An 11,374-nucleotide genomic window follows, 5' to 3' on the forward strand; every position below is an offset into this window, starting at 1 on the left:
CACTCCTACTTCGGGACGGCAGGCTAGTACATGGGTTAAGGCTCCTCATACCGGGGTATGAGTGGCTAGCACTGAGGTAGAAGTGCCCCGCGCAAAACGGCGTCATACAGTGCAGGGACAATCGGCGCTTGCGGAGAAATCACTCATGTTCACCTTCCTGCAGGCTCATCCGTTGATCTGCGGGGTCATCCTGATCCTGATCGATCTTGCGCTCTGGCAAATGGTCGGCCCCGCGCGGCACAACCTGCGCCTGTGTGCGCGCATCGTCGTTTTCGTGGCCTTCAGCGCGGTCATGAGCGCCGCCGGCATCAGTCCCCTGCAACCGCCGCTGTGGCCGGATGACGCCGTGCTCAACCTGATGGGGACGGTGCTGGGGATCGGCTGGTGGATCTTCGCCGCCCGGACCCTGACCATCATCCTCGGCTATGGCCTGATGTCCCGCGCCGGACACAGCGCGCGTTTGCTCTACGACCTGATGGGCGCGGTGATCTTCCTGATCGCCATTGTTGCCGCCGCGGCGTACGTGTTGCAGTTGCCGGTCAAGGGTTTGCTGGCGACTTCAGGGGCGATGGCGATCATCGTCGGTCTGGCGCTGCAAAGCACCCTGAGCGATGTGTTTTCCGGGATCGTGCTCAACACCACCAAGCCCTACCAGCTCAATGACCGGATCTCCATCGATGGCACCCAGGGCAAGGTGGTGGAGATCGACTGGCGCACCACGCACCTGATGACGGACATGGGCGGCATCGCGGTGGTGCCCAACTCGGTGGCGGCGAAGGCGCGGATCATCAATTTCAGCCGGCCGGGGGACGTCAACGGCATCAGCGTGACCATCGCCGTACCCGCCAGCGTGCGCCCGCGCCGGGCGATCGATGCCCTGGAGAAAACCCTGCGCGGCACCCGGGCCTTGTTGCAAACCCATTCGGCCAAGGTCTCGGTAAAAAGCTCGCATCTGGAATACACCGAATACGAGCTCAAGGGTTTTATCGCCTCGTCCAAGCACAAGAACGAAGTGTGCAACCTGATGTTCGACCTCGCCCACAGACACCTCGAAGCCGCCGGTGTCAGCTGGGGTTTCGGCCAGGAAGAACAGCTGTGGAACCGTCAGCGTCGGTTGATCGAGGATGTGCGGATTTTCCGCTCGCTGAGCAACGACGAGCGCGACCGCGTGGCCCGGGAAATGACGCCGGTGGACTACCAGGCCGATGAGGTCATCCTGGCCTTCGGTGAGATTGCCGAGTGCCTGATGATCATCAGCACCGGGGTGGTGTCGGTGGCGATCCACGACGATGAAAAGCTGGTGGAAGCCGGGCGCATGGGGCCGGGCGAGGTGCTGGGCGAGGAGGGGATTCTTGCCGACAAACCGTCGCGGGGCGAGTTTCGCAGCATCACCAGCGGCCGCTTGTTCCGCATCGAGAAGCACGTGTTCGGCAACCAGCTCGAACACCTGGGCGACCTGAAAAGCGCCCTGAGCCACCTGCAGGACCAACGCCAGGAAATCCGCGAAACCCTGGTGATGCAAAAGCCGGCGGAGGTCAAGCGCAGCAGTCTGTTTCAGTGGCTCCTGCAACGCCGGTAAACACAATTGCTGCAGGCGCGAGCACGCTCGCGATGGTCGTTAACGATAACGCGGGCTGTCTGGTTTCCCGTGTTGTCTGGTCGTCCATCGCGAGCGTGCTCGCTCCTGCAGGTCAGGTGTACTGCGATTGCAGCAACGTCCCCCATTTGTCCTGGTTATCCGGCCGCCGGTAATACACCACCATGCGCCGTGCCACCTGCATCGACACATCCCGCCCCGCATCCGCCTCGACCAGCGCCAAGGCCAGGTCGATACCGGCACTCACCCCGGCCGAAGTCCAGATCGAGCCCTGACGGATGAAGATGGCCTCGCGATCAAGTTCCACCTGGGGATACAGCCGCTCGAACAGATCCGCCACCAGCCAATGGGTCGCCACGCGCAGGCCGTCGAGCAATCCGGCGGCGGCCAGCAGGAAGGTGCCGCTGCACACCGACACCGTGCGACGGGATCTGGATGATGCGCAGCGCAAGGCCTGCACCAGTGCGTTGTGATTGCCCAGGGTCTGGCGAATGTTCGGCGTGCCGGGCACCAGCAGGGTATCGATCGCCACGCCGGCCAGCTGATCCAGGCGTTCGGTGTCCACCACCAGGCCCTCGGCGGTTTGCACCGGCCCGCCATCCAGGCTCGCGGTGCGCAAGGTATAACCCGGCAAACCGCTTTCGGTCAGGATATGGTTGGCCGTATAGAACACCGTCTGCGCCCCGGTAAGATCCAGCAGACCCATTTTCGGGTAGGCAAAAAACACGACGCTGCGCGCTGGCTGCGTTTCACTGCCGGTGCTTGCAGGGTTTTCGGTCCTTTCATGGATAGACACTCTTTGCTTTCCTCGTGTGATTTCACATAGCGAAACAGCATTGGAGAAGGATTACTTGTGGTCGCCCGGGGCCGACAGGGGAATCGCAAACATGAACTGCGTACCCACACCCACGGTGCTGGCGACCCAGATCCGGCCGCCATGGAATTCGATGATCGAACGGCAGATCGCCAACCCCATGCCCAGGCCGTTCTGTTTGGTGGTGAAGAACGGATCGAACAGGGTGGCGAGGATTTCCTGGGCGATGCCGGTGCCACAGTCGGCGACTTCCAGCACCGCTTCGTTGTCCTGCACCGAAGTGCCGATGCGCAGGGTGCGCGGTCGGTCGTGGATCTCGGCCATGGCCTGGCAGGCGTTGACGATCAGGTTGATGATCACCTGCTGCAACTGAACCCGGTCAGCGTTCACACAGGCGCTCTGCGCCCGGGCCTCTACGGACAGGCGCACCTGATGGCTGGAAATCTCATGCTGCATCAGGTTCAGCGAGTCGCTGACGATGCCATCGAACACTTCGATGTTGCGTTGCACATCGCTCTGTCTGGAGAGCGCGCGGATGCAGGCGATGACTTCCGAAGCCCGGCAGGAGTTCTGAATGATCCGGTCCAGCGAGCGGCGTGCTTCATCCAGGTTCGGTTCGGGGCGGTTGATCCAGCGTTTGCAGGACTCGCCGCTGGTGATCACCGCCGCCAGTGGCTGGTTGATTTCGTGGGCAATGGAGGCAGCCAGTTCGCCCATCGAAGTGACGCGGGTGACATGGGCCAGTTTCGCCTGGGAATGAAACAGCGCTTCCTCGGCCTGCCGGGACGCGGTGACGTCCCTCACGGCGCCGACGTACTCGACACGCCCGTCATGGTTGAACAGCGGGTTGGCGATCATGTGCACGTACTTGATGCGCCCGTCGGGCATCCGCAGGCGATGTTCCGCTTCCAGGAGTTTTTCCTGACGCGCCGCGCGCTGCAACACGCCGTCGACCACGGCCAGATCGTCTGGGTGGGTGCGGTCCTTGATCAGGGCAACGGTCGGCGTGACTTCCGGCGGATACTCGAAAATGCGCGCCGATTCGGCTGACCAGGAGATGGTTTCATCCTTGTCGATGATGAAACCGATGCTGCCGGTATGACTGAGTTTCTGCGCGCCCATGAAGAATGCTTCCTTGCGCCGCAGGTTTTCCGAGGAGCGTTTGCTGCGCAGTGCCAGCAGGGTGATGGTGGTCAGCGCGACGAGACAGCGTACATACGCGGAGATCTGCTTTTCGTCGCGAAAACCCTCGTCGACGATAAAACTGAAGGTCAGGAACGCGATGGAGGTGATGGCGACGGTGACGAAGACGGGGATGGAAAAAATATTGGCCGACATGAACACCAGGGTGATGTAGAGCAGCGTCGGCACGACGTCGGCGTCCAGGGTGGTGTTGATAATGAAGATCATGCTGCCGACCGCGATGGCGGCTAACCAGGCCATGGCATCCGATAAAAAAAGTTGCTTGCAGCGTTTGATGATAGACATTTGTTCTTCCGGGCTTTTGCTATCTAACGGCAACTCGCGCGGCACTCGTGATGCCGGGCAAACTCTTCATGAGGTTTTTCTGCAGGTGTTCAGTGGTTCCAAAGGTGCGGTGGGTTGAAGCTCAAGAAAAAACGCCCGCCAGAAAAACGAGTGGCGGGCGCTTGGGAAATGTCCCTGTCAGCAAGGAGTGGGCTGATGGGGATAAGGGTGTTCACCCGGTACATCAAGTGGGTGAAGCATCAATCATCGGGCGAAGCCTTGCAGATGAGCGGCTGCCTCTCTTCGCAGACGATTGAAGGACTGCAAACGCATGACGTAGCCGATCTTGATGGCGGTCGGACCAAGGATCGTCATGGCATGGGCGGCGATCAGGCCGGGCAACGACAGATACCGGTCCAGGCCATACGCCAGAATGGCCCCGACGATCAGCGCAATCAGCCCGCCGATCAACAGGACGTTGGACAACTTCAAGACCCGAAAGGGACGTTCAAAAAAATCATACATGTCGATCTCCTTTCCAGTGTGATTGTCCGTCATGCCAAAACACGACCCCTGTAGCAGCTGTCGAGCTTGCGAGGCTGCGTCCGGCTGCGCGGCAGTCGTAAAACCTGAATACTCGATCTACCTGAAAGATCGAAGTACTCGAATTTGCGACTGCTTCGCAGCCGAACGCAGGCTTCGCCAGCTACTACAGGTCCTGCGGCGGCTTAAATGACCGGTAATCCCATCAGGCCACCGGAATCAGCGGATCGGCCGCGGCCAGGGCAGCGGCGCGATCGGCTGCCGGCGGGTAGATCCACACGGAGTTGATCTGCTGCTTGAGTTCCTTGGCTTCCTGCTTGACCAGCTTGACCTGGCGATCCCAGCCTTCGGTGAACACCGCGCCCCAGGCGCCGAGGTCCAGGCAGGTCACGTACTTGGGTTGGCTGTAGACCATCGGATCCACGCCCAGGAGATCGGCGGCGACGTTGTTGCCGGCGTAGCGACCCAGGGCGATGGCGTGCTGGCACGACATGGCGGCGAAGTTGCCCAGATCGTCGGTGGCCGCGTAGGCGGTGTCACCGGTGGCGTAGATATCGGCGTGGCCGCGTACTTTCAGGTTCGGATCGACATGCAGGCGGCCCTGATGGTCACGGGTGCCTTGCACTTGCTCGGTCAGTGGGCTCGCGCGGAAACCCACGGTCCAGATCACGGTGCCTGCTTCGATGCGCTGGCCGTCGGCGAGGGTGACGCCACCGGCATCCACCGAGGCGACGGTGGCACCGACGATCCACTCGATGCCCAGGTGCTCCGAGGCTTCGACGATGGAAGGACGAATGCCATCACCCAGGGCGCCGGCGACTTGTGTGCCACGGTCGACGATGATCACTCGCACATCGGCGTTTTCACCCAGCACGGCACGCAGGCGGGCCGGCATTTCGGTCGCGGTTTCGATACCGGTGAAGCCGCCGCCGGCGACCACCACGGTGTTGCGCGCGGCGCTGGCCGGCTGGTCTTTCAGCGCGTTGATGTGGGCTTCCAGTTCGGCGGCCGATTCGATGGTGTCGACGTCGAACGCGTACTCGAGCATGCCTTCGACCGGAGGGCGCATCAGGTGGCTGCCGGCGGCCAGGACCAGGCGGTCATAGCTCAGCTGGCCCTGTTCGCCGGAGGCTTTGACATAGCCGACCTGCTTGTTTTTCTCGTCGATCCGCTCGGCCGAACCCTGGACGAATTTGATGCCCACGGCGTCGAACAGATCGTTGAGCGGCGCCTTCATGGTGTGCACGTTCGGCTCGTAGAAGCGCGGACGAATGCGCAATTCTGCCTGAGGAGCCAGAACGGTGATTTCGACGTCGTTGCGATCGTGCTGGTCCAGCAGACGGGCAGCGCTCAACGCGCTCCATAGGCCACCGAAACCTGCACCAATAATCAAAATCTGCTGTTTCATTGTTTTAGCTCCTGAAGAACGATCGAGGGCGAAAAGGGTGTTGCAATAAAAGCTCGACACGGTTGGCTTATCGTCGCGTGGTACTTGAAACATGCAAGACAGACAGTGTCGGGCTTCGATGTGGAGTAGATGTTATTCCGGGGATTGGCCTATGACACTTCTACGTAGGGACATCCGGAGTATGAGTAGGTATTAGCGGGTTATACCAAGGTGTTAGTTGCCGGCCGCGGTCGGGGTTAGTTGGATCAATCCAGTGCAGTCTCGATACAGGCGAGCAACTTTTCGGTGGAAAAGGGTTTGGGGAAAAATGCCAGCGGCGCCCTGGCGTTCGCGCCCGGCGAGCGCTGTGCATCGGGGTTTCCGGTGATGAAAATGACGGGAATGTGAATGCCCCTGGCGGCCAGTTCCTCGTACATCTGAATGCCGTCCATGTCCGGCATTTGTATGTCCGAGATCAAACAGGCGCTCTGGGTCGGTCCGTCGGAGAAGATGAACTCGCGGGCACCGCAATAGGTGCGCACTTTATATCCGCTGGAACGCAAAAGACTGTCCAGAGCCATTCTTACGGATTCATCGTTATCGACGACGGAAATAATCGCTTCATTGCGCATAGTTGTGTCCTGCCTTGTAGCGGAGAGCACTTAGAGGCTGTCCGCCATCACTGCAAGATACGCTGTCCTGAAAAGGCGCAAAGTATACGTGGGTATAGTCACCGGACAGTTGGCGGGGCCCCGATCACTTCGGCCATGCGCACCAGATCGGCAAACGAGCGTGCGCCCATTTTGCGCATGGCCTGGCCGCGGTGGATTTTCACGGTGATTTCGCTGAGGCCGATTTCGCCGGCGATCTGCTTGTTCATCAGGCCCGAAGCCGCCAGGGCCATGACGGTCTGTTCCCGTGCGGTAAGGGTCTGGTGGCGACCGCGCAAGTCATCGGCATGGCGCTCGGACTCGCGGCGCTGCTTGTCGCGATTGTGCGCGGCGCACACCGCATCGATCAGGTCCTGTTCGCGAAAGGGCTTGGTGAGGAAATCCACGGCACCGGCTTTCATCGCCCGCACGGTCATGGCGATGTCGCCGTGACCGGTGATGAACACGATGGGCACGTTGATCCCGGCGGCGGCCAGTTCGTTCTGGAAGTCCAGGCCGCTGCTGCCTTGCAGTCTCACGTCCAGCACCAGGCAACTGACCGTGTCCGTGCGCGAATACTTCATGAACTCGGCGACCGAGCCGAACAGCTCCACCCGCAAACCGATGGAGCGCAACAGACTGCCGAGGGATTCACGCAGGGGCGCATCGTCATCCACGACGAAAACCGTGGATTCACCCGGTGTGATTTTGTTGAGGGGGTGTTGTTCGTTCATTGCTGGTTCCCAAGGGGTTGGACGTGCAACCGCCCTGCGCTGTGGTCCTTGTGCAGGGCGCTACATTAAGTGCATGCGGGTGCTCGAGGCATTCATACCTGCGGATGGCGGTACAACGCCTTGGTATGGCGGCGTCATACCAAGGTATTAGATGGCCGCGGCAAAGCCCGAATCGTTGACGACGCGGATCGGCAGGGCGAACAGAAACGCGCTGCCTTCGCCTGGGGCGCTGGTGGCCCAGATCCGTCCTTCGTGGAAGTCGATGATCGAGCGGCAGATCGACAATCCCATGCCCAGGCCGCTTTCCTTGGTGGTGAAAAACGGCATGAACAGATGCGGCAGGACATCGGCCGGGATGCCCGGGCCGCGATCGGCGACTTCCAGCACGACCTCGTTGTCCTTGACCCAACTGCGGATTTTCAGGGCGCGCGCGTCGGGTTCTATCGCGTCCATGGCCTGGCAGGCATTGATGATCAGGTTGATGATCACCTGCTGCAGTTGCACGCGATCGGCATTGACCTGAGCACCGAACGGGCTGAGCTCAATGAGCGGATTGATCTTGTGGTGGGCCAGTTCGTAGCGCACCAGGCTGACGGTTTCGTGGACGATCTCGTTGAGCGATTCGTTCTGGCGCAACGGGTCGGATTTGCGCGACAACGCCCTGACGCGCCGGGTGATCTCGCTGGCGCGGTGGGAGCTGCTGATGATTCGCTCCAGCGACTGGCGAGCTTCCACCAGATCCGGCTGCGGACGGCTGAGCCAGTTACGGCACGCTTCGCCGCTGCTGGTGATCGCCGCCAGCGGCTGATTCACTTCATGGGCAATGGACGCCGCCAGTTCTCCCAGGGACGTGACGCGGGACACGTGGGCCAATTGGGTCTGGGCGCGACACAGCGCTTCTTCGGCCTGCTTGCTGGCGGTGACGTCGCGCAGCGCGCCGAGGTAGTCGATGTAACCCAGGTGGGTATGGAGCGGGGTGGCGGTCATGTGCACATGCTTGATGCGGCCATCGGGCATCAGCAGGCGATGCTTGACCTCGATCAGCGGCTCGCGGCGCGCGGCCTTCTCGAACGCCGTTTGCACCAGCGTTACATCCGCAGGGTGGGTTCGCGCCAGGATCATCGACAGCGTCGGCATGACGCCCACCGGGTATTCGTAGATCCGCGCCGACTGATCCGACCAGGACAACTGCTCACGACCGCTGCGAAAGCCCATGCAGCCGGTCTGGCTCAGTTGCTGTGAACCGGAATAGTAGATCACTCGATGCTGCAGGCCATCGCTGGTTTTCTTGCAGCGCAGCGCCAGCAGCGTGACCACCGCCAGCAGGCCCAGGTCGCGGAAAAAGTCCGCGGTGGAATTCCAGCTTTCGAAACCGCCGTGGTAGATGAACAGCGATGTCAGCATCGACATGCCGAACAGCGCGGCCACGATGACCACGCCGAGCGAGAACAGGTTGATCGCCATCAACAGCACCGCGATGCACAGGATTGCAGTGGGGAAATCGGCGCGGGTTTCGGTATTGATGAAGATCGCGCAGACCACGATCAGTCCCATCAGCCAGGTCAGCAGGTTTTCAGCGGACTTGAGGCGGGTGGCGAGTTTGGGGCGGGTCGTCCTTGGGCCTGGGTTGGACAGCATCTTGCTGAGGGTCTCTTTCAAGGAGGAAGGCGTGCGGCGCTCTCGCGCGGGTTTTTTCGCTTTCGAATCGATCATGCGCGCCTCGTCTTTTGTTCGGGCTGGGCGGAAATCGCATCGCCATGCTAGGAGCAACGGTTCTCATTTGGTTAGGACAAAAAACCCGAAAATCCTGCCACTCTGTGTACGTAACACCTTGATTTCACAGTGCGGACCTGTGGCAGCTGCCGAGCCCGCGAGGCTGCGTCCGAGGACGCAGTCCTCGCAAACCCTGCGCATGCGTTTTTCCTGAATGACCGCAGTGCCCGGTTTTGCGACTGCTGCGCAGCCGGACGCAGCCTCGCAGGCTCGGCAGCTGCTACAGGGGTTGATATATACGCGGGTATTAGCGTGCACACCCATCGCATGATCCCGCTGTCCCCATGTACGACAGACGTTTCGTGCCCGTGGCCATAACCTGTACAGGACCCTTCCCGAACTCCATGGCCGCGTGCCGGGTAGCGAATCTCATGAACAGAAATGACCTGCGTCGTGCCGATATCAACCTGCTGGTGGTTTTCGAGACGATGATGCATGAGCGAAACGTCAGCCGCGTCGGTGAAAAACTATTCCTCGGTCAGCCCACCATCAGCGGTGCGTTGAGCCGCCTGCGGGTGCTGTTCGATGACCCGTTGTTCATCCGCAGCGGGCGGGCCATGGAGCCTACCCTGCGGGCCGAGGAAATCTTCGCCAACCTGTCGCCGGCGCTGGACGGCATCGCCGCCGCGTTGAGCCGCTGCCAGTCGTTCGATCCGCTGACCAGCGAAGCGACCTTTCATGTCGGGCTTTCCGATGATGTTGAATACGCGCTGTTGCCGCGGCTGTTACGGCAATTGCGCCTCGAAGCGCCGAACATCCGCCTGATCGTGCGGCGGGTCGATCAGCAGCAGATGACCCAGCGGCTGGTCAATGGCGACATCTCCATGGGCATCAGCCACACCCTCGACCTGCCGGCCAATGCACGGCGCAAGACCCTGCGGGCGATCAAGCCGATGCTGCTGCGGGCCGACAGTCGACCAGGAGCACTGGAGCTGGAGGAGTTTTGCCGGCGTCCCCATGCGGTGGTGTCGTCCATGGGCAGTGCCACCGACGACACCGACCAGGCCCTGAGCCTGCTGGGCCGGCAGCGCAAGGTGGTGCTGACCGTGCCGCAGTTCAGCGCCTTGCCGATGTTGCTGGCGCAAAGCGATCTGCTGGCGATCGTGCCGGATTACGTGGCCAAGGCGATGGCGGTGTCGGGAGGCATGCGGGCTGAAGCGGCACCGCTGTCATTGCCGGTGCAGGAGCTGTCGATGGTTTGGCGCGCGGCGGCGCACAACGATCCGGGTGAACGCTGGTTGCGCTCACGGTGCAGTGCGTTTCTCAGTGAACCGGTCGAGTTGCAGGTGGTGCCCAAATCCCGACCGGTTCTGCACAACGATCAGGCCTTGCTGGCGGCCAGGTAAGCACCGAGGCGCTTGCCCATTTCCTCGCCGAGGGCCTGCAAGCCGCTCATGGGGCGGACCATCACTTCGAAATCGACAATCTTGCCCTGTTCATTGAAGCGGATCATGTCGATGCCCTTGAGCTGTTTTCCGCTGACGGTGGCGCTGAATTCGAGAATCACATTCAGGCCGTCGGCGGTCGCCAGTTCACGGTGGTAGGTGAAGTCTTCGAACACCTTGGACACCGTGTTGAGAATCATCGACACCACCGACGCGCCCGGATAGGGCGTGTGCGCCATGGGCGAGCGGAACACCACCTGTTCGTCCAGCAGGCCGGGCAATGTCGTGAGGTCGCCGGCGCGGATCATCGCGTGCCAGAGGCTCAACGACTCGGCGGCCTTGGGATGCAGTTGCAGTTCAGACATGGTCAACTCCTGTTTTTTGTTGTTGTTCAAAGCTTGCCTGATGCGGTCTCGGTCAGGTGCCGCGCGATCACCTGCGCGGCGTCCTCGGCCCAGACACTGTAGATCGCCGGGCCCGGATGAAACCCGTCCGACGCCATCGAACCCGCCACGGGCGCCAGATGGGTGTCCAGCATCCTACAGTGATGAACGTGACCGGTCAGTTCTGCCAGACGCGCATTGAACCGTGCGGCGCGATGGCCCAGATACCAGCGCAGCGGCTGCGGCAGGGCCGGGAACAGGTGCATGGGCGGAAGCGGGGAGAAGACGATCAGCCGCACCGCGAATTTGTCGGTCAGCACCTCGATCAGCTGTTGTTGCCGGGCGATCCACTGATCCACCGTGAGCATGCCGGTGACATCGTTGACGCCAATCGACAGCAACGCCACATCGAAAGGCTGTGGCGCGTGCTGCTCCAACCGCTCCAGCAACGCCTGGGAATCCAGCCCCATTTGGGCCCACAGCGACCAACATACCCGATGAGCCCTGGCCAGCCGACCGACCAGTTGCCCACTCAACGCCTCCCCCTGATGCACCGCCCCGACCCCCGCCGCAGCGCTGTCGCCAAGAATCAACAAGCGCAAAACCTCACCATCACCCACCACCCCCTCCCGCGCACCCAC

General features: G+C 61.4%; 12 protein-coding genes. 3 read left to right on the plus strand and 9 right to left on the minus strand.

Features of this window, described 5'->3' with window-relative positions:
- Nucleotides 1-145 precede the first annotated feature (145 nt).
- On the plus strand, nucleotides 146-1,579 hold the full coding sequence (locus HNO86_RS27945) for a mechanosensitive ion channel family protein (protein ID WP_175380160.1): 1,434 nt from the start codon (nucleotides 146-148) through the stop codon (nucleotides 1,577-1,579).
- A gap of 112 nt (nucleotides 1,580-1,691) precedes the next feature.
- Here HNO86_RS27945 and HNO86_RS27950 read toward each other — a convergent pair whose 3' ends face one another.
- Both HNO86_RS27950 and HNO86_RS27955 read right to left on the minus strand, forming a co-directional pair.
- Nucleotides 1,692-2,393 (minus strand): AraC family transcriptional regulator, encoded by a 702-nt coding sequence (locus tag HNO86_RS27950; protein WP_372242570.1) that lies wholly within the window; start codon nucleotides 2,391-2,393, stop codon nucleotides 1,692-1,694.
- A gap of 51 nt (nucleotides 2,394-2,444) precedes the next feature.
- Entirely contained in the window at nucleotides 2,445-3,821 is a 1,377-nt protein-coding gene (locus HNO86_RS27955) for a sensor histidine kinase (RefSeq protein WP_256672812.1), read from the minus strand.
- On the opposite strand from HNO86_RS27955, the gene HNO86_RS27960 reads away from it, so the two are divergent.
- Nucleotides 3,811-4,017 carry a hypothetical protein gene (locus tag HNO86_RS27960; RefSeq protein WP_175380138.1) on the plus strand — a complete coding sequence of 69 codons (207 nt, stop codon included), beginning with the start codon at nucleotides 3,811-3,813 and terminating at the stop codon, nucleotides 4,015-4,017. The genes HNO86_RS27955 and HNO86_RS27960 overlap by 11 nt on opposite strands.
- Before the next feature lie 125 nt (nucleotides 4,018-4,142).
- On the opposite strand, the gene HNO86_RS27965 is transcribed toward HNO86_RS27960, so the two are convergent.
- The 5 genes from HNO86_RS27965 to HNO86_RS27985 form a co-directional block, all read right to left on the minus strand.
- Nucleotides 4,143-4,403 carry a transmembrane sensor/regulator PpyR gene (locus HNO86_RS27965; protein ID WP_175380162.1) on the minus strand — a complete coding sequence of 87 codons (261 nt, stop codon included), beginning with the start codon at nucleotides 4,401-4,403 and terminating at the stop codon, nucleotides 4,143-4,145.
- Between the two features lie 223 nt (nucleotides 4,404-4,626).
- Nucleotides 4,627-5,829 (minus strand): NAD(P)/FAD-dependent oxidoreductase, encoded by a 1,203-nt coding sequence (locus HNO86_RS27970; RefSeq protein WP_175380163.1) that lies wholly within the window; start codon nucleotides 5,827-5,829, stop codon nucleotides 4,627-4,629.
- Nucleotides 5,830-6,074: 245 nt separating this feature from the next.
- Complete coding sequence (locus HNO86_RS27975) at nucleotides 6,075-6,440, minus strand: response regulator transcription factor (RefSeq protein WP_175380164.1); 366 nt, start codon at nucleotides 6,438-6,440, stop codon at nucleotides 6,075-6,077.
- A gap of 98 nt (nucleotides 6,441-6,538) precedes the next feature.
- Complete coding sequence (locus HNO86_RS27980; protein ID WP_175380165.1) at nucleotides 6,539-7,192, minus strand: response regulator transcription factor; 654 nt, start codon at nucleotides 7,190-7,192, stop codon at nucleotides 6,539-6,541.
- Between the two features lie 147 nt (nucleotides 7,193-7,339).
- Nucleotides 7,340-8,905: a sensor histidine kinase gene (locus HNO86_RS27985; RefSeq protein ID WP_256672813.1), complete on the minus strand. Its 1,566-nt coding sequence runs from the start codon at nucleotides 8,903-8,905 to the stop codon at nucleotides 7,340-7,342.
- A gap of 431 nt (nucleotides 8,906-9,336) precedes the next feature.
- Between HNO86_RS27985 and HNO86_RS27990 the strand changes: the two genes are divergently transcribed.
- Nucleotides 9,337-10,311: a LysR family transcriptional regulator gene (locus tag HNO86_RS27990; RefSeq protein ID WP_175380166.1), complete on the plus strand. Its 975-nt coding sequence runs from the start codon at nucleotides 9,337-9,339 to the stop codon at nucleotides 10,309-10,311.
- Here HNO86_RS27990 and HNO86_RS27995 read toward each other — a convergent pair.
- Both HNO86_RS27995 and HNO86_RS28000 read right to left on the minus strand, forming a co-directional pair.
- On the minus strand, nucleotides 10,287-10,715 hold the full coding sequence (locus HNO86_RS27995; protein ID WP_175380167.1) for a nuclear transport factor 2 family protein: 429 nt from the start codon (nucleotides 10,713-10,715) through the stop codon (nucleotides 10,287-10,289). The two genes, HNO86_RS27990 and HNO86_RS27995, sit on opposite strands and share 25 nt — an antisense overlap.
- Nucleotides 10,716-10,741: 26 nt before the next feature.
- Nucleotides 10,742-11,374: SGNH/GDSL hydrolase family protein (locus HNO86_RS28000; protein ID WP_175380168.1), on the minus strand; the 633-nt coding region annotated here is incomplete at its 5' end.

This window comes from Pseudomonas sp. C1C7, assembly GCF_013359595.1.
Taxonomy (GTDB): Bacteria; Pseudomonadota; Gammaproteobacteria; order Pseudomonadales; family Pseudomonadaceae; genus Aquipseudomonas.

Excerpts from the sequence above, each read along its gene's own strand:
- HNO86_RS27960 (WP_175380138.1), top strand. The coding sequence starts at position 3,811 with ATGAAGATCATGCTGCCGACCGCGATGGCGGCTAACCAGGCCATGGCA.
- HNO86_RS27985 (WP_256672813.1), bottom strand. The coding sequence starts at position 8,905 with ATGATCGATTCGAAAGCGAAAAAACCCGCGCGAGAGCGCCGCACGCCT.
- HNO86_RS27975 (WP_175380164.1), bottom strand. The coding sequence starts at position 6,440 with ATGCGCAATGAAGCGATTATTTCCGTCGTCGATAACGATGAATCCGTA.
- HNO86_RS27990 (WP_175380166.1), top strand. The coding sequence starts at position 9,337 with ATGAACAGAAATGACCTGCGTCGTGCCGATATCAACCTGCTGGTGGTT.
- HNO86_RS27970 (WP_175380163.1), bottom strand. The coding sequence starts at position 5,829 with ATGAAACAGCAGATTTTGATTATTGGTGCAGGTTTCGGTGGCCTATGG.
- HNO86_RS27980 (WP_175380165.1), bottom strand. The coding sequence starts at position 7,192 with ATGAACGAACAACACCCCCTCAACAAAATCACACCGGGTGAATCCACG.
- HNO86_RS27965 (WP_175380162.1), bottom strand. The coding sequence starts at position 4,403 with ATGTATGATTTTTTTGAACGTCCCTTTCGGGTCTTGAAGTTGTCCAAC.
- HNO86_RS27995 (WP_175380167.1), bottom strand. The coding sequence starts at position 10,715 with ATGTCTGAACTGCAACTGCATCCCAAGGCCGCCGAGTCGTTGAGCCTC.
- HNO86_RS27955 (WP_256672812.1), bottom strand. The coding sequence starts at position 3,821 with ATGATCTTCATTATCAACACCACCCTGGACGCCGACGTCGTGCCGACG.
- HNO86_RS27945 (WP_175380160.1), top strand. The coding sequence starts at position 146 with ATGTTCACCTTCCTGCAGGCTCATCCGTTGATCTGCGGGGTCATCCTG.